Source organism: Novosphingobium organovorum, assembly GCF_022832435.1.
GTDB classification, from domain to species: Bacteria; Pseudomonadota; Alphaproteobacteria; order Sphingomonadales; family Sphingomonadaceae; genus Novosphingobium; species Novosphingobium organovorum.
Genome location: NZ_JALHLF010000003.1, coordinates 77,238 through 100,076 on the forward strand (window position 1 = coordinate 77,238; position 22,839 = coordinate 100,076).

Here is a 22,839-nt window from a genome sequence, read left to right on the forward strand (position 1 = left end):
GCAACAGGAGGAGGGTGTGCCGGGCCGGGACGCAAGAGGTAAGGCAAGGCGCGCGAGGCGCCTTGCGCGGTCAATGTCGATCAGAACTTGTAGGTGAAGCCCGCGAGGAAGCGGCGCCCGTAGCTCTGATAGTCGATAACCTGGCGCGAATCGCCCGGATTGGCGGTGATGAACGGCTCGTCGGTGAGGTTCTGCCCCTGAACGTAGAGCGAGAGCCCCTCAAGCGGGCTACCGGGCTGGAAATCGTACCCGATCTGCCCGTCGACGATCATCTCCTCGGCCGCGCGGCGCCGCACGCGGCTGGCCCCGAAGCCCGAGACTTCGCCCACGAAAGTCGAGCGATAGCGCACCGAACCGCGCATGTTGAAGCCCGCCTTCTCGAAATAGCCCGTGCCGTTGACGACCCACTTCGAATAGCCCGGCAGATCCTCCGCCGCGCCGCCCGGCGTCGGGGTGATGCGCGTCTTGGTATAGGCCACCGAACCGGTCACCCCGAACCCTTCGAGCGCGTCGACGAAGGCGTCGAACGGCAGCGTGGTCGCCAGTTCCACGCCATAGAGCTTGCCGCCCTTGCCGTTGATCGGAATGTTGAGCTGCGCGGTGTCCGAAATGGTGATGCCATCGCCGGGGCTCGGCAGCGCGAGCGAGGAGGTGGGCACCGTGACATCAAGGTTGTAGATGTAGCTCTTGAGGTCCTTCCAGTAGAACTGCGCGGCGACGTAGCCCTTCCGGGCAAAATACTTCTCGAAAGTGAGGTCGAGCGCGTTGGCGCGCCAGGGCCGCAGGTCCGGATTGCCCGACGAGCCGGTAACCTGCGCCACGTCGCCGGTGATCGTGTACCCCCAGCTGAGCGAGGCGCGCATGTCGTCGAGGCGCGGACGGATGATCTCGCGCGCCGCGGCAAAGCGGATCACGAAATCGCTCGGGAAGCGCAGCGAGAGGTTGAGGCTGGGCAGCACGTCGAGATAGCCCGTGCTTTCGTTGCGGGCCGAAGCGCCGATGTCGGGCGAACCGTTGGCGTTGGTGCCCAGGTAAACCGCGGTTGCGCCCTTCGAATTCTGGTCGGTCCAGTTGGCCTGCACGCCCACGTTGCCGGTCAGGACCGCCGAACCCACATCCGCATCGATGTTCGCCTGGGTATAGGCGGTCATGATCTTCTCGCGGATGGCGTAGGCCTTGACCACCACGTCGCCATAGGGGTTGGCGACAAGGTTGTAGACGCCCGCGTCGAGCAGCTTGAGCGGATCGTAGGCGACCATCGGACCGAGCCCGAGATAGCTGAGGTTGGTCGTGCCCATCCGCGCGTATTCGGGGATCGTGACCGAGACGGTGCCATCGGTGTTGTCCGCAAGGCCGAGGAAATATTCTTCGGGCACCAGCGACTTGGAGCGCGTGGTGTAGTTCCAGCCCGCCTGCAGCGAGCTGAACGGACCACCGCTCAGCTCCTTGCCGACCTCGACCCGGAACTGCCACAGCTCGTCGTTGATCTTGCGGTTGTTGTAGTAGCCGTCCTGCCCGCCGGTGATCGTCGTGCCGTCGGCCGCGACCTGCGTGCCCCCCCAGCCCTGCGGACTGGTCAGCTTGATGAGATCGTAGTCGCTGTAGTCGAGCTGGTGGGTGAAGGTGGTGCCCTTGGACGAGCTGGTAAAGCCGATGGTGTCGGTTGCCCCTTCGCCCGAACGGCCGGTGCCCGAATAGGTCTCCACCACCAGTTCGTTGCGGTCGGTGCGCGAATAGCTCACGTCGGCCATCGCGCTCCAGCCGTCATCGCCCTTCCAGGCGTTGTTCCAGCCGAACGAATAGAGCTTGGCGTGGCGCTGGAACACGTCGTTGCGCAGCACGCCCTTCACATCGCTGAACGAACCCTGGGTAATCAGCCCGTCCGACGCGGTCGAACCGTCGTCGAGGGTCGCGCTCGACCAGTAGAGCGGCAGTTCGATGCCGCGCTTGTACTGGTCGTCCTTGAAGTCGGAATAGAACCCGTCGAAGGTCGAGGTGAAGTTGGGCGACGGGCGCCATTGCAGCGTGCCGTTGAAGCCCATGCGTTTGAGCGTGGTCGACGTGACGTAGGACTTCGAACCGCCGATCACCTTTTCGCCGCTATCGGTATCGGCATAGCCCCAGGCGTTGAACTCCTCGACCTGATACGGTTCGTTGAGATAGCTGGCGCCCAGCGCGATGCCCAGCGTGTCGTTCGCAAACTGGTCGACGTAAAGCGCGTTGAAGCGATAGCCCTTGTCGCGCGAACCGGCGTTGAGTTTGCCCTGATCGGTGTACGTGCCGCGTGCGCCCACGCTGACGACGCGCTTGCCGGTATCGAGCGGGCGGATCGTGCGCATGTCGACGGTACCCGACAGGCCCTGCCCGATGAGACTGGCCATCGGCGTCTTGTAGACGTTGACCGCATTGACGATTTCCGAGGGATACTGGTCGTACTCGACCGCGCGGTTGTCGCCAGTGGAAGTCTGTTCACGCCCGTTGAGCAGCGTGGTCGAAAAATCGGGCGCGAAGCCGCGGATCGAGATCGCGTTCGACCGCCCGTTGACCCGCTGCGAGGTCAGGCCGGGCAGGCGTGCGATCGATTCCGCGATCGAGGCGTCGGGCAGCTTGCCGATGTCTTCGGCCGAAATCGATTCCACGATCTGCTCGGAGCGCAGCTTTTCGCCCACCGCGCTTTCAAGGCTGGCCCGGTATCCGGTGACGATGATGGTCTGGTCGCCGCTCAGCGGCTCGTCCGCCTCCTGCGCCCGTGCGCTTGCCGGCACCATGGCGACCAGGGCGCCGAAGAGGCCACTGGCCAGCCCGGTTGCCAGAGCGCTGCGCGAAAGTGCCGAATGCTTCAGAATGTCCCTGTGAAGCGTCATTGTCCGTGCCCTTTATGTTTACCGCTCGCCAATTGTGACCAGGCAGCGGCATCCTCCTCCAAAACAAGAGCCCGATGGTTGGCATCGCGACTCATCTCTTGCTTTGCGCTTAGACGGTGAAAGCGTTACGCATAATATGGCATACGTATACGTAGAGCGGAGTTAGTCCGTGGTGGTGTCCCATGGGACACATCAGGATTTCTGCGGTATCGGGGCGTTTGCGGCGCTTTCGCCGGCGCGCTTGCGAAGGGTGCGATGCCGCGGGGCTCAGCCTCGCAGGGAAGAGGACATAAAGGGAACATCGATGGGGCGAAAACCGTCCAACCGGCCTACGAGCTTCGATATCGCCTATCGGGCGGGGGTCTCTCAGCCCACGGTCAGCCGCGCGCTGCGCGGCAGCAAATCGATCAGCGAAGCCACGCGCAAACGGATCGAGGCCATCGCGCGCGAGCTCAACTATTCGGTCGACAAGAACGCCTCCTCGCTGCGCTCGCAGCGCTCGAACACGATCGCGCTGCTGTTCTTCGAGGAGGACACGCCCGACGACGCCAAGATCAACCCCTTCTTCCTCGCCATGCTGTCCTCGATCACCCGCCACTGCGCGAGCCGGGGGCTCGACCTGCTGATCTCCTTCCAGCGCATGGAGGACAATTGGCACACCCGTTACCTCGACAGCCACCGCGCCGACGGGCTGATCCTCCTGGGTTATGGTGACTATACGCTCTACCGCAGCCGCCTGCGCGAACTGGTCGACCACGGCACCCATTTCGTACGCTGGGGCGCGGTCGACGATCCGGCCTTCGGGGCGGCGATCGGCTCGGACAACCGGCAGGCGGGACTCATGGCGGGGGCGCATCTGATCGGACTGGGGCGGCGGCGCATCGCCTTCCTCGGCCAGGCCGACGAGCACTACCCGGAATTCGCCGAACGCTACGCTGGTCTGTGCGAGGCGCTGGAAGCCGCAGGGATCGCACCCGATCCGGCGCTGCGCCGGGACACGATCAGCCACGAGGCGCTCGGCCGCGCGGCGATGGAAGACATCCTGGCCAGCGGCACGCGCTTCGACGGCGTCTTCGCGGCGAGCGATCTCATCGCGCTTGGCGCCATGGCCGCACTGCGCGCCGCCGGGCTTTCCGCGCCCGAGGATGTGGCGCTGATCGGGTTCGACGATCTACCTGCGGCCGCAATGAACAGCCCGGCGCTGACCACCATCGCGCAGGACATGAAAGGCGCCGGTGAGCGCCTCGTGGAAACCCTGCTCGCCCGGATCGAGGATCGCGAGCCCCCTTCCCCGCTGCTCGAAACGCGCCTCGTCCTGCGCGAAAGCGCGCCTGAATGCCCTGCGTGAAAGCGCGCCTGAACCGGGGACCTAGGTATTCGTATGCATGTTGCACTGGCGCGCGCGCCGTGCGACCCGAACGGGACCGAACGATACGGCGTGCAAGGGCACACGAACGCCGAGGCAAGAGGGAAAGGAACCAGGGGGCATGGCCAGGGCCGAAGCGTCACACCCGCACGAGGATAACCATGCAGCCAGTCCGATCGAAAAACCCCGCCAGAACTGGCTGGGGCTCGGCGCGATCAGTTTCGGCTTTTTCGGCATCCAGGTGGGCTTTGCGCTCCAGAACGCGAACATGAGCCGGGTCTTCCAGTCGCTCGGTTCCTCGATCGACGATCTGGCCGCGCTGTGGGTTGCCGCACCGCTGACCGGATTGCTGGTCCAGCCGGTGGTCGGCCACCTGTCCGACCGCACCTGGCTTGGCCGCTTCGGACGGCGGCGCCCCTACTTTCTCGCAGGGGCGGTGCTCGCCGCGCTGTCGCTGGTCGCCATGCCCGCCAGTTCCGGGCTGCTCATGGCCGCGCTGCTGCTCTGGACGCTGGATGCCAGCCTCAACGTGTCGATGGAGCCGTTTCGCGCCTTCGTCGGCGACATGTTGCGCAAGGACCAGCACACGAGCGGCTACGGTGTGCAGACCGCCTTCATCGGCGCGGGCGCGGTGATCGGTTCGCTGTTTCCCTACCTGCTCGATCATCTGGGCATTGCCAACACCGCAGCCGATGGCGCGCTGCCCGATACGGTGCGCATCAGCTTTCGCATCGGCGCGCTGCTGCTGCTTGGCGCGGTGCTCGTCACGGTGTTTTCGACGCGGGAATATTCGCCCGAGGAACAGGCCCGCTTTGCCGGGACCCAAACCACCGAGGGGCCCGATGAAGCGCAGGCCCGCCTTGCCGCGCGCCCGGTCCATTCGGGCCTGCGCTGGGTCGCGGCGGGCGCCATGGTGGCGCTCGGCGTCGCGCGCTGGAACCTCGAGAAGGAAGTCTATCTCCTCGCGGCGCTGCTCGCCGCCTATGGCCTGGCGGTGATGGGCGCGATCATGCTGGCGCGCAAGGGAATTTCCGCCAGTCTCCTGACCGGCATCGTCGGGGACTTCGCCGGGATGCCCGCGCTGATGAAGCGTCTCGCGGTGGTCCAGTTCTTCAGCTGGTCGGCGCTGTTCATCATGTGGATCCACACCACGCCGGTGGTCGCCGCGGTTCACTTTGGCGCCCGCGATCCGGCGAGCGCGGCCTACCAGGCGGCGGGCAACTGGGTCGGCGTGCTGTTCTCGGTCTACAACGGCGTGGCCGCGCTGGCTGCGCTGCTGCTCCTGCCCCCGCTGTCGCGGCGTTTTGGCGCGGTGCGAACGCACGCGTTGTGCCTGACCCTGGGCGCCCTGGGTTTCGGCGGCTTTCTCATGGTGCACGATCCCGACTGGCTGGTAGCTTGCGAGATCGGCATCGGCATTGCCTGGGCCTCGATCCTGGCCATGCCCTACGCGATCCTGGCGAGCAGCCTGCCGCAGCACAAGCTTGGCATCTACATGGGGCTGTTCAATGTCTTCGTAGTGCTCCCCCAACTGCTTGTCGCCACCATCATGGGTACGATCATGAAGGCGTTCTTTCCCGGCAGCCCGATCTGGACCATGGCCTTTGCGGCGGCCAGCCTGCTGATCGCCGCGCTCGCCGCCTTGCGCGTGGGAGCCGATAGCCGCTAGAGCGGTTTTCGATCAGATTGCATCAGATCTACCGCTCTAGACTTTTGTTTTGACACATTTTCTGAACCGTCAGGTGATTCCACCTGACTGGAAAATGCTCTAGGGCGCCGCAATGTTATCGCTCCTGCCGTCCATCGCGCTCGCCCTTGCAGCGCCATCCGCGCCCGGTCACGCCATTTCCGGTCACGCCNCGCCGCAATGTTATCGCTCCTGCCGTCCATCGCGCTCGCCCTTGCAGCGCCATCCGCGCCCGGTCACGCCATTTCCGGTCACGCCGAGGTTGTGACCTCGCCCGAAGCGCTCCCCGCCACGCACGAGCGCGTGCGCGTGTTCCTGGGCGGCACTATCGACATGGGTAGCGCGCCCGACTGGCAAAAGCAGATGATCGCGGCCCTCGACAACGAGAACGTCGTCATCCTCAACCCGCGCCGCGCCGACTGGAACCCGGCCTGGCGCCCCGAGGCGGACGAACCGAACTTTCGCCAGCAGGTCGAATGGGAGCTGGCCGCGCTCGACAGCGCGGACGTGATCGTACTCTATCTCTCGCCCGGTTCGAAAAGTCCGGTCAGCCTGCTCGAAATGGGGCTCCATGCGCGCTCGGGCAAACTGATCGTGCTGTGCCCGCAAGGGTACTGGCGCAAGGGCAACGTCGATATCACCGCCGCGAAATACGGGGTCGAGCAAGTCGACGACCTCGCCGCCCTGATCGCCGCCACCCGTCGCCGGATCGCCTCGCTCGAACAGCGCTGAGCGCCGCCCGTCAGGAACCGGGCGCGAGTTTCTCCACCGAAACCGGGTGAAGCGGCGCGCCGGTCTTTGCAAAGGCGGTCAGGTTGCCGAGCGTCGTTGCCGCGATGGCGCTCATCGCCTCGCGCGTGAAGAAACCCTGGTGCCCGGTGATCAGCACGTTGGGAAAGGTCATCAGTCGCACGAAGATGTCGTCGCGGATCACGGTGTCGGATAGGTTCTCGAAGAACAGGTCGCCCTCCTCTTCGTAGACGTCGAGCCCGACATGGCCGATCTTCCCACTCTTGAGCCCGGCGATCACCGCGCGCGCGTCCATCACCGCCCCACGCGAGGTGTTGATGAGCATGACCCCCGGCTTCATCCGCGCGATGGCTCCGCGCCCGATCAGGTGGTGCGTCGCGGGTGTCAGCGGGCAATGCAGGCTTATGATGTCGCTCTGCCCCAGCAACTGGTCGAGCGCGACGTAGCGCCCACCAAGCACGGCAAGCTCGTCCGCAGGCGCCGGGTCACTCGCCAGCACGTCGCAGCCGAAACCTTTGAGGATGCGCGCCACGTTGAGCCCGATCCGCCCGGTGCCCACGATGCCCGCCGTCTTGCCGCGCATGTCGAAGCCGAGCAGCCCGTCGAGCGCGAAATTGCCCTCGCGCACCCGCGCATAGGCCTTGTGGATGCGCCGGTTGAGCGAAAGCATCAGCGCAACCGCGTGTTCGGCAATGGCGTCGGGCGAATAGGCCGGCACCCGCGCCACCGCGATACCGAGGCGCGCCGCAGCCCCGAGATCGACATTGTTGAAGCCCGAACAACGCAGCGCGATCATCTTCACGCCGTGATGCGCCAGAACCTCGAGCTGCGCCTTGCCCAGTTCGTCGTTGACGAAGGCGCAGACCGCCTCGGCGCCCTTGGCGAAGGGGGCAGAATGGCGCGTCAGGCGGGTGTCGAAATAGGTAAGATCGAGTGGACCGCCCGCCTGCGCGTTCGCCGCGTCAAGAAAGCGGCGGTCGTAGGAGCGGGTACTGTAGACGACGACCTTCAAGCGCCGGTCTCCTCAAGCCTGGGGTTCCAGACTGCGATCGTACCAAGCGCGCTGCATCGCACAAGCGCTGCGTTGCAGCGGCGAAGATCGGCGGCTACCCTGCAGGCGAACCACAAGGACGAGAGGAAGGATGCCCGGCGTGCCCCAAGGCGCAGGAAACCCTCAGGACCCGCCCGCCTGGCACAGTCTGGACAGTGCCCTCGTGCGCGATCGGCTCGACGCTCCCGCGCAAGGCCTGCCCAGCAAGGAAGCGCAGGACCGGCTCGCACGCAGCGGCCCCAATCGCCTTCCCGCTCGCAAGCCGCCCAGCCCGCTGTGGCGCTTTCTCGCGCAGTTCAACAACGCGCTGATCTATTTCCTGCTGGCCTCCGCGCTCGCCGCGCTGGTGCTCGATCACGCGGTTGATGCCGGGGTCATCCTCGCCGTCGTTCTCATCAACGCCGCGGTCGGCGTGCTGCAGGAGGGCAAGGCCGAAAAGGCGCTGGCGGGAATGGAAGCCCTCGTCGGCGAGCACGCCCTTGCGCTGCGCGACGCCGAGCGCGCGAAGATCACGGCCGAAACGCTGGTGCCCGGCGACACGGTGCTGATCGAGGCGGGCGACCGGGTCCCGGCCGACTTGCGCATCGATCAGGCCCGCGCGCTGGCGATCGAGGAGGCCGCGCTCACTGGCGAATCGCTTCCCAGCGACAAGCGGACCGATCCTGTCGCGCGCGAAGCCCCGCTCGCCGAACGCTCCTCAATGGCCTATTCGGGAACGCTGGTGGTGCGCGGGCAGGCGCGCGGGATCGTCGTGGCGACAGGTGTGCACACCGAGATCGGCCGCATCGGTGCGTTGCTCCAGTCGGTGCCTCGCCTCGTCACCCCGCTGCTGCGCCAGATCGACCGCTTCGGCTCGCTCCTCACGCTGGTGATCCTCGTCGGCAGCGTGGCGCTGTTCGCCTTTGCCGTGCTGGCGCGCGACTACCCCTGGGTCGAGGCTCTGATCGCGGTCGTGGCGCTGGCGGTGGGCGCAATCCCCGAAGGGCTGCCCGCAGTCATCACCATCACGCTCGCCATCGGTGTCCAGCGCATGGCCCGGCGCAAGGCGGTGATCCGCAAGCTCCCCGCGGTCGAGACGCTGGGGGCAACCTCGGTCATCTGCACCGACAAGACCGGCACGCTGACCCGCAATGAAATGACCGTGACACGGCTGTTCACCCCGCTTGGCGAGTGGTGGGTGAGCGGCAGCGGCTATGCTCCCGAAGGCGAGGTTTCGCCGGGTGATGGAAATCCGGGCGCCCCGAGCGAGGAAGCGCTGGGCGCGCGCCACGAACTCATCGCCTGCGCCGCGCTCTGCAACGATGCGCGGCTGCGTCACGATGCGGCCCGCTGGAGCGTGCTGGGCGATCCGATGGACGGCGCTCTCCTCACACTGGCGGCCAAGGCGGGAGAGGACAGCGCCACACTGACCCGGCTGTGGCCGCGGATCGACGCGATCCCCTTCGATGCCGCCTACCGATTGATGGCAACGCTCCACCGCGCCCAGGACGGGACACGCTGCGCGTTCATCAAGGGAGCCCCCGAGGCCATCCTCGCGCTGTGTCCCGATGGCGGCGCCGATCCCCACTGGCCAACGGTGATCGAGCGCACCGCGAGCGAGGGCGAACGCCTGCTCGCCTTCGCCCGGATCGATCTTCCTGCGGAAACGGTCGCCTTCGATCTGGCCACGCTTGGCGGTGCACGCCTGCTCGGCCTCATGGCCTTCGTCGATCCCCCGCGCGAAGAAGCGCGCCGCGCGATCGCGCAGTGCCGCTCGGCAGGCATCGCGGTCAAGATGATTACCGGCGACCATGCCGCCACCGCGCTGGCCATTGCCCGCCAGCTCGATCTCGCGCCCGAACCAAAGGCGCTCACCGGCGCCGAAATCGAAGCGATGGACGATGCCGAATTGCGCCGCTTAGTACCTGAAACCAGCGTGTTCGCCCGCTCCAGCCCGGAACACAAGCTGCGCATCGTGCGCGCGCTTCAGGCCCATGGCCTGACCGTGGCGATGACCGGTGACGGCGTGAACGACGCGCCCTCGCTGCGCCAGGCTGACGTGGGCACCGCGATGGGACGCAGCGGCACCCAGGCCGCGCGCGAGGCGGCCGGGATGGTCCTGCTCGACGATAATTTTGCCTCGATCGTGGCCGCCGTGCGCGAGGGCCGCACCGTCTACGACAATATTCGCAAGGTCATCGCCTGGACCCTTCCCACCAACGGCGGCGAAATCCTCGCCGTGGTGATCGCCATCGCGCTCGACCTGGCCCTCCCGATGAGCGCGACGCAGATCCTGTGGATCAATCTCGTCACCTCGGTCACGCTCGGCCTGGTTCTGGCGTTCGAACCCGCCGAACCGGGCATCATGGAGCGGCCTGCGCGCGCGCGCGATGCTCCGCTCCTGTCGGGCTTCATCGCCTGGCGGGTCGGCGTGGTCTCGGTGCTCTTCGCTGTGGCCTTGCTGGGCGTCTACGGCGTCTCGCGCCGCGCGGGCGATCCGCTCGAGGAGACGCGCACGCTCGTCGTCAACATGCTGGTAATCGCCGAAATCTTCTACCTGTTCAACGTGCGCTACATCCACGTCCGCTCGTTTTCGCTGCGCGGCCTGCTGGGGACACCCGCCGTGCTGGGCGCGATCGGCGCGGTCACCGCTGCGCAGATCGCCTTCACCTATTTCGCGCCCTTGCAGGCGATCTTCCATACCCGCGCGGTTTCGCTTGGAGATGGCGCGGGCCTGATCGCCATCGGGTTTGTCCTGTTCGTCTTGCTGGAACTGGAGAAGATCGCGCTGCGCCGCCTGCGCTGGTTCGACGATCTCATCTGAACGGGCAGATTCTGCCCAGCGAATGCACCATTTCCGTACGCGTTGCCGGGATCGTATGGCGCGATAGTGTGTTATCGTTGCGGCGCCTGATCGGGTTCAAGGATCACACGGTAAAAAGGCAAGACGAAAAAGGGGGGCTAGCGGTGGGCACAGCCATCGGCGAACACGGAATGATCGGCGATACCCGTACACGCGGTTTCGTTGATGGTGAGGCCGTGCTGCGGCGCATCGGCTGGGAGGCCCGTTCCACGCTTCCGCGCTCGGTCGACGCCGCAGGCTGGCCCGATGGCCTGTCGGCGATCGAGCTTGATGGCGCACGCCGCGTGGCACAAAGCTATCGCGCCGGAACGACGATCCTCGACACCTATTTCTCCGGGCCAGAGGGCGCGCTCAAACTGACCGACTTCATGCCGGTCGAGACGCCGTCGGTGGACACTCTGGCCGCCGGGCACGATGCGCGAACCGTCCTTGCCCGCGTCGTGCGTTTCCTTACCGGCACGCGCGGCTCGCTCTGCGGCACCCTCACCTTTGCGCGGCCCGTTGGTGGTGCGTCGATGCACAGACAAGGGCCGGCGGCCTGGTCGATCGACCAGGACCCGCTGGTGATACACATCGAAGGCGCGCAGGGGCTCACGCAGGACGCGCAAGGGCTGCACATGGCGTTCGCGCTCAAGGCGGGCGAACAGGCGCACTTGGCGATCACGTGCGCCTGCACCGAGCCCGCTTTTCCAGGAACCTCGCTTTCTGCCGCCCGCAAAGCGCTGGCGCAGTGCGATGCCTATTGGCGCAGCGGCGACCATTCCGCCTGAGAGCCGGCCCGGCAGAGACATGCGGGAGCGGCATGAAGGAGGAGCAGTGTCCCGACCTGCATCACCCTTGGCCATGAACTGTCGCACGCCGGCAGGATGATGCGCGGTCGCTCGCTGGTCGGGGTGGTGGGCAAGACCGCACTGCCTGCCTATAGCGCCAGCGTCCCTGGCACCGGTTACCAGATCATGGTCGATATCGAACATATCGAAACGGTGGGTTTCCGGTCTACGCAGTGGGTGCTGCGCGACCCGGATGTGATCACCGAGAACCAGATGCGCGCCGAACACCGCCTACCGCCTCGGGTAAACTACTGAGGATTTTCTGGGCGCGGCCTGTCAGGACATGGGATAAGCCGATCGCCCAATCCAGCCCCGCCAGCACCGATCACGCGGTAACTTTTCGTTATCGAGGTTACTTTTCCATCCTTACGATCGCTCAGCGGCGCGAGACTCACCCTCGTACCGCGCTCGTGCAAGACGCCTTACCTTGCGCCGCAGCACGCCCCCTGACGGAGCGTGAAGCCCCGATTCCCATCAAAAATCGCGCACCTGGCCGCAATGCGATCGATTGTCTTTGATCGAGGACATTGCACGGCACCATTTCGGGTTCCATGATCCGCTTCGCCCCCCGCGCGTTGCTCGCCGGCACGCGCTGCTATCCAAGCGGAGCGTGTTGATGAATTTCCCCGCGAATGTGCCCGGCGTTGCCGCCACGGGCGTTCCTGCCGCCGCTTCTTCCGCCAGCCCCCCCATCCCCACCGCGCCTGCGCGTTCCGGCCGCTGCGATCCGCCCAATCCGCGCGAGCCGCTGGACGGGATTGCTCAGACGCTTGACCGCTCGGCGACCGCCGCCATCGCACAGATGACCGGCGGACTTTCCCCGGCAACGATGATGCTCGCCGCCACCGACTGGGCGATCCATCTCGCCACCGCGCCCGGCAAACAGATGCAGCTTGCCGCCAAGGCAATGGGCAAGTCGATGCGCCTGTTCGACTATGCGCTTCGCGCCAGCCACGAACTTGGCGGCCCCACCGGTACGGCCGAGCCGGCGTGCCCGGTCGTCGCACCGCTCGCGCAGGATCACCGTTTCGACGCACCCGAATGGCACCAGGCCCCCTATAACGTGATGACGCAGGCCTTCCTGCTCAACCAGCAATGGTGGCAGGCGGCGACGACCGGCATCGGCGGTGTCTCCCGGCATCATGAGGACATGGTCTCCTTCGCCGCACGCCAGATTCTCGACGTGATGGCCCCGACCAATTTCATCGCGACCAACCCCGTGCTCCAGAAACGCATCGCCGAGACCGGGGGCAAGTGCCTGGCTGATGGCCTTGGCTTTTTCCTCGACGACCTTCGCCGCGAACTGACCGGCGCGGCGCCAGCGGGAACCGAGCGCTTCGTGGTGGGCGAGAACATCGCCACCGCCAAGGGCACCGTGGTCTATCGCAACCGCCTGATCGAGCTGATCCAGTACGCCCCCCGTACCGAGACCGTGCGCCCCGAACCGGTGCTGATCGTGCCCGCGTGGATCATGAAATACTACATCCTCGATCTTTCGGCGACCAACTCGCTGGTCAACTGGCTGACAGGCCAGGGCTACACCGTCTTCATGATCTCCTGGCACAACCCTTCGGGCGAGGATCGCGAGCTTACGCTCGACGATTACCGCCGGATGGGTCCCATGGCCGCGCTCGACGCGGTCGAGGCGATCACCGGGGCGGAAAAGATCCACGCGGCGGGCTATTGCCTGGGCGGTACGCTGCTCTCGATCACCGCCGCCGCAATGGCTGGCGAAGGCGACACGCGATTGGCGAGCGTCACCCTGCTCGCCGCGCAGACCGAATTCAGCGAGCCGGGCGAACTGGGCCTGTTCATCGATGAGAGCCAGCTCCACGTCCTTGAAAACATGATGTGGAGCCGGGGCTATCTCGAAAGCGGGCAGATGGGCGGCGCGTTCCAGATCCTGCGATCGAACGACCTCATCTGGTCGCATGTACTCGAAACCTACCTCATGGGCGAACGCGCGCCGATCAACGACCTCATGGCGTGGAACGCGGACGGCACGCGGATGCCCTTTGCCATGCACAGCGAATACTTGCGCGCGCTGTTCCTGCACGATGACCTTGCCGAAGGGCGCTTCCGGGTCGACGGACGGGTGATCTCGCTCGAGGCGCTGCGCGCGCCGATGTTCGTGGTCGGGACCGAGCGCGACCATGTCGCGCCCTGGCACTCGGTATATAAAATTCACCTCCTCTCCAGCGCCGAAGTTACTTTTGTCCTGACGAGCGGCGGGCACAACGCGGGGATCGTTTCGGAACCGGGCCATCCACGCCGCCACTTCCGCATCGCCACGCGCGCCGAGGATGCCCCCCCGATCGCCGCCGAGGAATGGGTCGAGCGCGCCACGCCGATGGGCGGTTCGTGGTGGACGCAGTGGGGCGCCTGGCTCGACGCCCGCTCGGGCGAACCCGTGCCGCCGCCGATGATCGGCAACGCCGCCAGGGGCTACCCGCCACTTTGCCCGGCCCCAGGGCGCTACGTGCTCGAAAAATAACGGAACTTTTCATGACCAATGCCCCCCAGTCCGCCCCCGCGATGATCGAGAACCGCACGTTCGAGGAAATCGCCGTCGGCGACAGCGCAAGCGTGGTCCACACCCTGACCCAGCGCGACATCCACCTCTTCGCGCTCGTTTCGGGCGACGTGAACCCCGCGCACGTCGATGTCGAGTACGCGCAGAGCGACATGTTCCACCACGTCATCGCCCACGGCATGTGGGGGGCGGGGCTGATCTCGGCCGTGCTCGGCACCGAGCTGCCCGGTCCCGGCACGATCTACCTCGGCCAGTCGCTGCGCTTCACGCGGCCCGTCGCGCTGGGCGACACGATCACCGCGACGGTCACCGTCAAGGAGCGCAACCCCGAGAAGAAGCGCCTCCTGCTCGACTGCGCCTGCACCAACCAGAACGGCGAGACGGTGATCACCGGCGAGGCCAACGTCATCGCGCCGAGCGAGCGGGTCTGCCGTCCGCGCGTGGCGCTGCCGGACATTCGCCTGTCCGACCACAGCCAGTACGCCCGGCTGATCGAGGCCGCCAAGGGCGGCGCGAACGCCCCCTGCGCGGTCGTCCACCCCTGTTCCCCCAGCGCCATCGCTGCGGCCTGCGAGGCGGCCGAGGCGGGTTTCATCGCGCCGATCCTGATCGGCCCCGAAGCGCGGGTGAAGGCCTCGGCGCAAGCGGCGGGCAAGGACATCTCGGCCTACCGTCTGGTCGACAGCGAACACAGCCACCACTCGGCCGAGCGCGCGGTCGAGCTGGTCCGCGCGGGCGAGGCGCTGCTCATCATGAAGGGTTCGCTCCACACCGACGAGCTGATGGGCGCGGTGGTCGCGCGCGGATCGGGGCTGCGGACCGAGCGGCGCATCAGCCACGCCTACGTCATGGACGTGCCCGGCCATGGCGAGCCGATCATCATCACCGACGCGGCGATCAACATCGCGCCCACGCTCGAGGAAAAGGCCGACATCGTGCGCAACGCGATCGATCTTGCCCATGTCATCGGCAAGGACCAGCCCAGGGTCGCGATCCTGGCCGCGGTCGAGACGGTAAATCCGGCGATGCCCGCGACGCTCGACGCCGCGGCGCTGTGCAAGATGGCCGATCGCGGGCAGATCACCGGCGGCCTGCTCGACGGCCCGCTCGCCTTCGACAACGCGGTGAGCGAGGCCGCCGCGCGCGAGAAGGGCATCGTCTCACCGGTCGCGGGCAAGGCCGACGTCTTCGTCGTGCCCGATCTCGAGGCGGGCAACATGCTCGCCAAGCAGCTGACGTTCCTCAGCGATGCGGATGCGGCGGGCATCGTCCTTGGCGCGCGGGTGCCGATCATCCTGACCAGCCGGGCGGACAGCCTGCGCACCCGCCTCGCCTCCTCGGCGCTGGCGGTGCTGATGGCCCGCGCCGCCACGATGGCCGCGCCCGGCCTCAAGCCGTGAGCGAACCTGCCAAAGCCGTCGTCAGCCTCAACTCAGGCTCGTCGAGCATCAAGTTCGGCGTCTACCGGCTCGACGCGGAGCATCGCCCGATCCACTCGGCAGGCGGAAAGTTCGAGAAGATCGGCATCGCGCCCTCGCTGCGCATCGCCACCGACACCGGCGAGGTCCTGCTCGAAAAGAGCTGGAGCGACGGCGCCGGGTTGACCCACGCCGACCTGCTCGATTTCCTGTTCGACTGGGCGCATGACCATGTCGAGCCGCATTCGATCGCCGCGATCGGCCACCGCGTGGTTCATGGCGGCACGCGCTTCGTCACGCCCCAAAGAGTGACGCCGGACCTGCTCGACGAGTTGGAAACGCTTGCGCCGCTCGCACCGCTGCACCAGCCGCACAACCTCGTCGCGATCCGCACGCTGCAGCGCCTCGCCCCCGATCTGCCGCAGGTCGCCTGTTTCGACACCGCGTTCCACCACGCCCGCCCCGAGGTCGCCACGCGCATGGCGATCCCGCGCGAGCTGCACGCGAGCGGCATCCGGCGCTATGGCTTTCACGGCCTTTCCTACGAATATATCGCGCGCAAGCTGGCGCAGATCGATCCCGTGCTGGCGAGCGGGCGGGTCATTGCGGCGCACCTGGGCAACGGGGCGAGCCTCTGCGCGATGCTCGGGGGACGAAGCGTGGACACCACGATGGGCTTCACCGCGCTCGACGGGCTGATGATGGGCACGCGCTGCGGACAGCTCGATCCGGGTGTGGTGCTGCATCTGCAGCGCCAGATGGGCTACAGCGCCGAGGCAGTCGAAGCGATGCTCTACAAGCATTCCGGTCTGCTGGGCGTATCGGGTATTTCGAGCGACATGCGCGTGCTCGAAGCCGACCCGAGCGCGGCGGCGAAGGAGGCTATCGAACTCTTCACCTACCGGGCCGCGCGCGAGGCCGGGGCGCTCGCCGCGTGCCTCGAAGGGCTCGACGGGCTCGTCTTCACCGCCGGGATCGGCGAGAATGCCCCCGCCGTGCGCCAAGCCATCTGCCAGCGGCTCGCCTGGCTCGGCATCACGCTCGACGAGGCGGCCAATGCGGCGGGCGCGCCCGTCATCAGCACGCCCGAAAGCCGTGTCACGGTGCGCGTGCTGCCCACCGACGAAGAGCGCATGATCGCGCTGCACACCGTCCGCCTGCTAACCGGAGCCTGAGCCTATGCCCCCCCTCGTCGATCTCACCGGAAAACGCGGCCTTGTCATCGGCATCGCCAACGAACATTCGATCGCGGCGGGCTGCGCCGAGGCATTCGCCCAGGCCGGCGCACGGCTTGCCGCGACCTATCTCAACGACAAGGCACAGAAATGGGTCGCGCCGGTAACCGAGAAGCTGGGCATCGAATGGACCGCCCCGCTCGACGTGCGCGAGCCCGGCCAGCTCGAGGCCCTGTTCGAAGAGGTCCGGGCGCGGTGGGGCGGGCTCGACTTCCTGCTGCACTCGATCGCGTTCGCCCCGCGTGAGGACCTGCACGGGCGCGTGGTCGACTGCTCGGCCGAGGGTTTTGCCCTGGCCATGGATGTCTCGTGCCATTCGTTCCTGCGCATGGCCAGACTGGCCGAGCCGCTGATGAACGAGGGTGGCGCGCTGTTGTGCGTGACGTTCTACGGCTCCGAACGGGTGGTCGAGCATTACAACCTGATGGGCCCGGTCAAGGCCGCGCTCGAAAGCACCAGCCGTTACATGGCCGCCGAACTCGGCCCCAAGGGCATTCGCGTCCACGCCATTTCGCCGGGCCCGATCGCGACGCGCGCGGCCAGCGGGATCGATCGTTTCGACGAACTGCTCGAACGCTCGGCCGACCATGTGCCGGTGCATGAGCGGGTCGAAATCGCCGATGTCGGAGCGCTCGCCGCGTTCCTCGCGAGCCCCGCCGCGCGGCGCATCACCGGCACGGTGATCCCGGTCGACGGCGGCGAGCACATCCTGGGATAGCGACGAGAGCCCCGCCCGATAGTTCAGGCCGCGCTGCGCGAGGCCCGCGCGCTTGCCTGAACGACCTGATCGCGCCCTTGCGCCTTGGCCCGGTAAAGCGCCGCATCGGCGGTCTGCACCAGCGTTGCATAAGTGCAGTGGTCGGGCGCGGTGGCGATGCCGACCGAGACGCTGACCGGCGCGAGCCGTTCGCCGTGGTGGGCGATTTGCAGTCCGGCAATCCGCGCGCGCAAATCCTCGGCGCGCAGCTGCGCCTGTTCGGCGCTGGCGCCTGGCAGCATGACCAGAAACTCCTCGCCGCCATAGCGGAAGACCTGCGTGTTCTCGCGCGTTGCCTGGCGCAGCACCGCGCCGACCTCGCGCAGCACCGTATCGCCCGCCTCGTGGCCGTGGCTGTCGTTGATCCGCTTGAAATGGTCGATGTCGATCATCAGGCACGACAGCGCGGTGCCCATGCGTTCGGCGTCGATCAGCCGGGTACGCAGCACCGCGTCGAGCTGGCGGCGGTTGGGCAGCCCGGTCAGGGCGTCGGACATCGCCATGTCCTCGAGCGTCTCACGCAGTTGCAGGTTGGCGAGCGCGAGGCTGATGTTCTCGGCCAGGATCTGGAGATAGACTTCGGAGACCCGCGCGTGCGGATCGGCCGCGCGGAATTCGAAATAGAGCAGACCCAGCGTCTTGCGCTGCGCCATCAGCGGCAGGCACAGCGTGTCGGGTATCGCCCCGTCCGCATGGTCGACATGCTCGCACGGCACGTCGATCGCCTCGCCCGAGGGGCGGTGCGGCATCCCCCGGCGCAGCGCCCAGCACGACAGCGGTGAGAATTCGGGCCGCGAATGCGCAGGCTCGAGCCAGTTGCACGCTTCCACCATCGCGTTGCTCGCAGGATCGGCGAGATAGAGCCGCCCGGCGAGCCCCGGCGCGATTTCGGGCACGAAGCGCTGCACCACGTCGCGCAAGTTGAGCAGCGTGTCGCAGCCCTGCATCCGCTGGGTCATGCGCGCGAGGAGGTCACGCACCGCCCGGTCGGCGTCCTGTTCAGCAGTCAGGCGCTGGCGCTCGATCCCGTTCTCGCGAAAGATGCGGATCGCCTGGGCCATGTCGCCGATCTCGTCGATCTCGTCATAGGCCGGGGGCTCGACCCCGAAATCCTGCGCGGCAAGCCGGTTGACGACGTCGGAGAGGCGCACCACCGGGCGCAGCACCCGGCGCTTGAACACGAAATAGAGCACGCACAGGAACAGGAAGCCGGTAATCGCCAGCATCGCCTCGGACATCGAGCGCCACAGGCGGGAAATGCGGATGGCCTCGGCGATCTCGATCTCGGTGCGTTCGTCGAGCTGGTCCTGAAAACGTTCGACCGAGGTGCGCGCACGATCAAGTTCGCGCTCGTATTCGGCCCCGAACAGGATCTGGCGGGCGCGGCGTTCCTCGCCGCGGGCATGGGCCGCGAGCGCTTCTGCCTGCTCGTCGTGGAGCGCATCGGCCCACGTCATCGCATCGCGCAGGATCGCGAGCTCATCGCCCCGCGCGCCGGCATCGCCCAGCGCACGGATGTGCTTTTCCGCATCGCTCAGTTCGGCCAGCTCGCGCTTGTAGAGCACCGCATACGTCGGATCGCCGGTGTTGAGATACTGGCGCGCGCGGTCGGTCAGGCCCGAAACACGCTCTTCGAGATGCTCGGTCGCCTGGTCGAGCGCAAAGCGCTGCGCGACAGCGCTGCGCTCCGCTTCCTGCGCCGATGCGGCGAGCAGCATGGTCGTCCCCGAGACGAGGGTGAGAACGAGGGTGGCCCCGTAGGCCCAGTTGGTAATTGTGGCGAGACGCATGATGGAGTGGCCTATAGCAGCCCAAGTCTAAACGTTGCGCTAAGTCGATCGCCCTTAGCACCTTCAGAATTTCGCTTACCAAATCGGTGGCGATCCCACCCGGTTGCCTTTTGCCCATTGGCAAGGGGGCGCTGTGCGTCTAGGAGCCCGATCCGGACGCCGTGGAGGACCCCTTCACGGCGCGCCAGACATGCGCCGGTGCCCGAGAGGGCTTAATTCGGGAACACGGTGAGGGAACCGGGCACGATGCCTGGCCCCCAAATCCGAGGCTGTCCCTGCAACTGTAAGCGGCGAGCGCGATGCGTAGGCGTCTTTTTTCGGACCGACCGGAAAAGGAAGCAGCCACTGGACCCAGCACAGCGATGTGCGCCGGGCCTGGGAAGGCATGCATCAAGCTTTGACCCGCGAGCCAGGAGACCTGCCAGCGCCTTGTCGCTCTTGCCGCGATCCAGGGGGTGATCATGGCACGGTGTGTTTTTCCGTCTGAGCGACGAACCGATGCGGCCGGGGCCGCACGGCTTCGTGCTGCGCGGACGTCATGCGCCCGTCCGCCGGTACGTGGCCGACCGTTCGTTCGTCTGCCTCGGCGCCCTTGTCCGGGTCCGTTGCGCCGGTTCGTATCGGTACGCCCCGCCTGAAGTTGCTCAGGCGCCGGGGCCAACCCATGACGACCAATTTCCGTTTTGCCGCCACCAGCGCGCTTGCGCTCGCGGCGATCACCGCCACCGTCGCCGTTCCGGCCATGGCCGATGAAGCCGCCGACACGACGACCGACGCCACGACCGACACTGGCGATTCCGCGATCGTGGTCACCGCCAGCCGCATCAAGCTCGCCCCGCGCGAAGTCGGCAGCGCCTACACCATCGTCACCGACAAGGAGCTTCAGGCGAAGCAAGTCACGTTTCTCAAGGAAGCGCTGCAGGACGTACCCGGCGTCCAGATCTCGAGCGATCGCCCCGGCGATGCGACCTCGATCTCGATCCGTGGTTCGGACAACGACGAGGTCGTCTGGCTGATCGACGGCATCCAGCTCGGCGATCCGAGCGCGACGAGCACGCAGTTCGCCTCGGACCACCTGACCTCGCAGGACATCGCCCGTGTCGAGGTGCTGCGCGGCAACCAGAGTTCGCTCTACGGCGCCGACGCCATCGGCGGTGTGGTCAACATCATCACCCAGCGCGCCACCCACGAAGGTCTCGCGCTCAACGCCGAGGCCGAAACCGGCTCTTACGGCACGCTCAACGGCGGTGCCTCGCTGCTGGGCAAGTACGGCCCGCTCGACTTTCGCCTGACCGCGACGGGCAATTCGCACGAAGGCCCCTCGCTCGCCGATCCGCGCACCGCCAGCACGGCCGGTTCGATCACCGAGGACGACGAATACTGGCGCTACGGCTTCAGCGGCCGCACCGGGCTTGCGCTGAGCGATACCATCAGCCTGCAGGCGCTGGGCTTCTGGCAGAAGGCCTTCTCCGATCTCGACGGCACCACCTCGGACAGCAGCAACACCGTGCTCAAGCGCGAATACGCCGCCGCGCTCCAGGGCCGCTACGCCAGTCTCGACGGACGCTTCACCGCGGACGCCAGCGTCAACCGCTACCAGGCCAAGCGGCTCTATTTCGGCACCTACTATTCGGATGACGGCGACCTCTACCGGGGCACCAAGGACGCGGCGAACCTGAACCTGGGCTATGATGCCGGGATTTTCGCGATTTCGGCAGGTGGCAAGCTCGAAGAGGAAAAGTCCGACCAGGTCACCTACTACAGCGGCGATCTGCACAAACACGTCACCACCCGGTCGGGCTACGGTGAACTGGCGCTGCGCCCGTTCGAAGGGCTGACGCTGACCGGCGCCGCGCGGGTCGACGACAACAGCCGCTTCGGCACCTTCGACACCTATCGCGGCACCATCGCCTATGCCCTGCCCACGGGCCTCCTGGGTGCGGACAGCATCAAGCTGCGCGCCAGCTACGGCACCGGAGCCAAGGCGCCGGGGCTCTACCAGCTGTTCGACCCGACTTACGGCAACCCCGATCTCAAGGTCCAGACCAGCAAGGGCGGCGACCTGGGCGTCGACGTGGTCTATGGCTGGGCCAGCGCGCAAGTCTCCTACTTCTACACCCACACGCACAACGAGATCGTCTACGACAGCGGCATCGGCACCTACGGCGGCTACACGCAGTACGGCCGCACCCGCAAGGACGGCTTCGAGATCGCGCTGGCGCTGGCGCCCGCCACGTGGCTGCGCCTCGACCAGAACTTCACCTTTCTCACCGCCGAGGAAGATGACGACGAGGACGGTACCTACACCGACATGGGCAACCCCAAGCGCTCGGGCTCGACCGCGGTGACGGTGCTGCCGGTCGAAAGCGTCTCGCTCACCGCGCGGGCGCGCTACCGCAGCCGCAACGCCTCGAGCTACGGTGGCACCACCGCGGCCTATGCGGTGGCCGACGTGCTCGCGTCCTGGCGTGTCGCACCGCAGTTCGAGCTCTACGGTCGGGTCACCAACCTGTTCGATAAGTGGTACCAGATGAGCTACGGCAAGAACGCGCTGGGCCGCGCGGTCTACGCCGGGGTGCGCTACAGCTTCTGATCTTCGCCACGAGGGCGGCTCCTGCGGGGGCCGCCCTCGTCCGTTTCGGGGCCCTGCGGCCCCCAGCGAACGAAGGACCCTTCGCATGAACAAGATACCGGCCACGGTCATCACCGGGTTTCTCGGCGCAGGCAAAACCACGCTCCTGCGCCATATCCTCACCCACGCGGGCGCGCGCCGTCTCGCGCTCATCATCAACGAGTTCGGCGATGTCGGCATCGACGGCGAACTGGTGCGCGGCTGCAACGAAGAGGCGTGCGGCGAGGACGACATCGTCGAACTGGCCAATGGCTGCATCTGTTGCACCGTGGCCGACGACTTCCTGCCCACCATGCAGCGTCTGCTCGACCGCCCCGAGCCGCCCGAGCACATCATCATCGAGACCTCAGGCCTTGCCCTGCCCAAGCCGCTGATCAAGGCGTTCCAGTGGCCCGCGATCCGCACCCGCGCGAGCGTCGACGGGGTGATCGCGCTGGTCGATGCCGACGCCTTGGCGCAGGGACGCTTCGCGCACGACGAGGCCGCGCTCGCGCTTGCCCGCGCGGCCGATCCCACGCTCGACCACGATACCCCGCTGGAGGAACTGTTCGAAGATCAGCTCGCCAGCGCCGACCTGGTGGTGCTCAACAAGACCGATCTGGTGTCAAACGAAACGCTGGAAAGGCTCGAGACCGAACTCGCCACACAGGTACGCCCCGGCGTGCGACGGCTCAAGGCCCGCCATGGCGCGCTCGACCCTGCCGTCCTGCTCGGACTGTGCGCGGCGGCCGAGGACGATCTCGACGCGCGCCGCTCGCACCACGACGGCGCGGACGATCACGATCACGACGATTTTGACAGCTTCGTGCTGACCGGCGGACCGGTCGCCTCCCCCGAGGCGCTGCTGGCAGCGCTCGAACCGGTGATCCGCGCGCACGACATCCTGCGCGTCAAGGGCACCGTCGCGGTTGCCGCAAAGCCCGCGCGGCTTGTCCTCCAGGGTGTTGGCCCGCGCCTGCAACACCACTTCGACCGCGCCTGGAAGCCGGGCGAGGCGGTGCGAACGCAGCTGGTCGTGATCGGCGAGAAAGGTCTTGACGAAAGCGCGATCCGACAGGCGCTCACCCGCGTGATCGCGTCCTGA

14 protein-coding genes, 1 pseudogene and 1 riboswitch are annotated in these 22,839 nt (G+C 66.8%); of the genes and pseudogenes, 12 read left to right on the forward strand and 3 right to left on the reverse strand.

The window, feature by feature from the left end; translation table 11 throughout:
- Positions 1-80 precede the first annotated feature (80 nt).
- Positions 81-2,768 carry a TonB-dependent receptor gene (locus MTR62_RS01810; protein WP_244016584.1) on the reverse strand — a complete coding sequence of 896 codons (2,688 nt, stop codon included), beginning with the start codon at positions 2,766-2,768 and terminating at the stop codon, positions 81-83.
- 400 nt (positions 2,769-3,168) lie between these two features.
- On the opposite strand from MTR62_RS01810, the gene MTR62_RS01815 reads away from it, so the two are divergent.
- The 3 genes from MTR62_RS01815 to MTR62_RS01825 all read left to right on the forward strand — a co-directional run bounded on the left by MTR62_RS01815 (position 3,169) and on the right by MTR62_RS01825 (position 6,649).
- Positions 3,169-4,212: a LacI family DNA-binding transcriptional regulator gene (locus tag MTR62_RS01815; RefSeq protein WP_244016563.1), complete on the forward strand. Its 1,044-nt coding sequence runs from the start codon at positions 3,169-3,171 to the stop codon at positions 4,210-4,212.
- Between the two features lie 139 nt (positions 4,213-4,351).
- The gene (locus MTR62_RS01820) at positions 4,352-5,899 is read left to right on the forward strand and encodes an MFS transporter (protein ID WP_244016564.1); all 1,548 of its coding nucleotides are present in this window, start codon (positions 4,352-4,354) and stop codon (positions 5,897-5,899) included.
- Positions 5,900-6,097: 198 nt separating this feature from the next.
- Positions 6,098-6,649 (forward strand): nucleoside 2-deoxyribosyltransferase domain-containing protein, encoded by a 552-nt coding sequence (locus MTR62_RS01825; RefSeq protein WP_244016565.1) that lies wholly within the window; start codon positions 6,098-6,100, stop codon positions 6,647-6,649.
- A 10-nt stretch (positions 6,650-6,659) separates the two neighbouring features.
- Here the strand turns inward: MTR62_RS01825 and MTR62_RS01830 are convergent, their stop codons facing one another.
- Positions 6,660-7,679: a 2-hydroxyacid dehydrogenase gene (locus tag MTR62_RS01830; RefSeq protein WP_244016566.1), complete on the reverse strand. Its 1,020-nt coding sequence runs from the start codon at positions 7,677-7,679 to the stop codon at positions 6,660-6,662.
- Between the two features lie 139 nt (positions 7,680-7,818).
- Between MTR62_RS01830 and MTR62_RS01835 the strand changes: the two genes are divergently transcribed.
- From MTR62_RS01835 to fabI, 7 genes and pseudogenes are all read left to right on the forward strand, one after another.
- Positions 7,819-10,521 (forward strand): cation-translocating P-type ATPase, encoded by a 2,703-nt coding sequence (locus MTR62_RS01835; protein WP_327194365.1) that lies wholly within the window; start codon positions 7,819-7,821, stop codon positions 10,519-10,521.
- Positions 10,522-10,664: 143 nt separating this feature from the next.
- Positions 10,665-11,330: a glycoside hydrolase family 15 protein gene (locus tag MTR62_RS01840; protein WP_244016567.1), complete on the forward strand. Its 666-nt coding sequence runs from the start codon at positions 10,665-10,667 to the stop codon at positions 11,328-11,330.
- A 57-nt stretch (positions 11,331-11,387) separates the two neighbouring features.
- Positions 11,388-11,645: pseudogene (locus MTR62_RS01845) on the forward strand (M91 family zinc metallopeptidase); the annotation flags it as partial.
- 361 nt (positions 11,646-12,006) lie between these two features.
- Positions 12,007-13,884, forward strand: a complete 1,878-nt coding sequence (locus MTR62_RS01850; RefSeq protein ID WP_268739608.1) for a PHA/PHB synthase family protein — start codon at positions 12,007-12,009, stop codon at positions 13,882-13,884.
- Between the two features lie 11 nt (positions 13,885-13,895).
- A complete protein-coding gene (locus tag MTR62_RS01855; protein ID WP_244016569.1) occupies positions 13,896-15,323 on the forward strand; it encodes a bifunctional enoyl-CoA hydratase/phosphate acetyltransferase in 1,428 nt (475 codons plus the stop codon).
- Complete coding sequence (locus tag MTR62_RS01860; RefSeq protein ID WP_244016570.1) at positions 15,320-16,516, forward strand: acetate/propionate family kinase; 1,197 nt, start codon at positions 15,320-15,322, stop codon at positions 16,514-16,516. Before MTR62_RS01855 ends, MTR62_RS01860 begins: the two co-directional genes overlap by 4 nt.
- Before the next feature lie 4 nt (positions 16,517-16,520).
- Positions 16,521-17,294: an enoyl-ACP reductase FabI gene (gene fabI / locus MTR62_RS01865; RefSeq protein WP_244016571.1), complete on the forward strand. Its 774-nt coding sequence runs from the start codon at positions 16,521-16,523 to the stop codon at positions 17,292-17,294.
- Positions 17,295-17,317: 23 nt separating this feature from the next.
- On the opposite strand, the gene MTR62_RS01870 is transcribed toward fabI, so the two are convergent.
- Complete coding sequence (locus tag MTR62_RS01870) at positions 17,318-19,123, reverse strand: diguanylate cyclase (protein WP_244016572.1); 1,806 nt, start codon at positions 19,121-19,123, stop codon at positions 17,318-17,320.
- A 179-nt stretch (positions 19,124-19,302) separates the two neighbouring features.
- A riboswitch (cobalamin riboswitch) is annotated at positions 19,303-19,563 on the forward strand.
- Positions 19,564-19,787: 224 nt separating this feature from the next.
- Between MTR62_RS01870 and MTR62_RS01875 the strand changes: the two genes are divergently transcribed.
- On the forward strand, positions 19,788-21,716 hold the full coding sequence (locus tag MTR62_RS01875; protein ID WP_244016573.1) for a TonB-dependent receptor: 1,929 nt from the start codon (positions 19,788-19,790) through the stop codon (positions 21,714-21,716).
- Positions 21,717-21,801: 85 nt separating this feature from the next.
- Positions 21,802-22,839: a cobalamin biosynthesis protein CobW gene (gene cobW, locus MTR62_RS01880; RefSeq protein ID WP_244016574.1), complete on the forward strand. Its 1,038-nt coding sequence runs from the start codon at positions 21,802-21,804 to the stop codon at positions 22,837-22,839.

Coding starts and splice junctions, on each gene's coding strand:
- MTR62_RS01810 (WP_244016584.1), bottom strand. CDS start 2,768: ATGGTGCCGGCAAGCGCACGGGCGCAGGAGGCGGACGAGCCGCTGAGC.
- MTR62_RS01815 (WP_244016563.1), top strand. CDS start 3,169: ATGGGGCGAAAACCGTCCAACCGGCCTACGAGCTTCGATATCGCCTAT.
- MTR62_RS01820 (WP_244016564.1), top strand. CDS start 4,352: ATGGCCAGGGCCGAAGCGTCACACCCGCACGAGGATAACCATGCAGCC.
- MTR62_RS01825 (WP_244016565.1), top strand. CDS start 6,098: ATGTTATCGCTCCTGCCGTCCATCGCGCTCGCCCTTGCAGCGCCATCC.
- MTR62_RS01850 (WP_268739608.1), top strand. CDS start 12,007: ATGAATTTCCCCGCGAATGTGCCCGGCGTTGCCGCCACGGGCGTTCCT.
- MTR62_RS01855 (WP_244016569.1), top strand. CDS start 13,896: ATGACCAATGCCCCCCAGTCCGCCCCCGCGATGATCGAGAACCGCACG.
- fabI (WP_244016571.1), top strand. CDS start 16,521: ATGCCCCCCCTCGTCGATCTCACCGGAAAACGCGGCCTTGTCATCGGC.
- MTR62_RS01870 (WP_244016572.1), bottom strand. CDS start 19,123: ATGCGTCTCGCCACAATTACCAACTGGGCCTACGGGGCCACCCTCGTT.
- MTR62_RS01875 (WP_244016573.1), top strand. CDS start 19,788: ATGACGACCAATTTCCGTTTTGCCGCCACCAGCGCGCTTGCGCTCGCG.
- cobW (WP_244016574.1), top strand. CDS start 21,802: ATGAACAAGATACCGGCCACGGTCATCACCGGGTTTCTCGGCGCAGGC.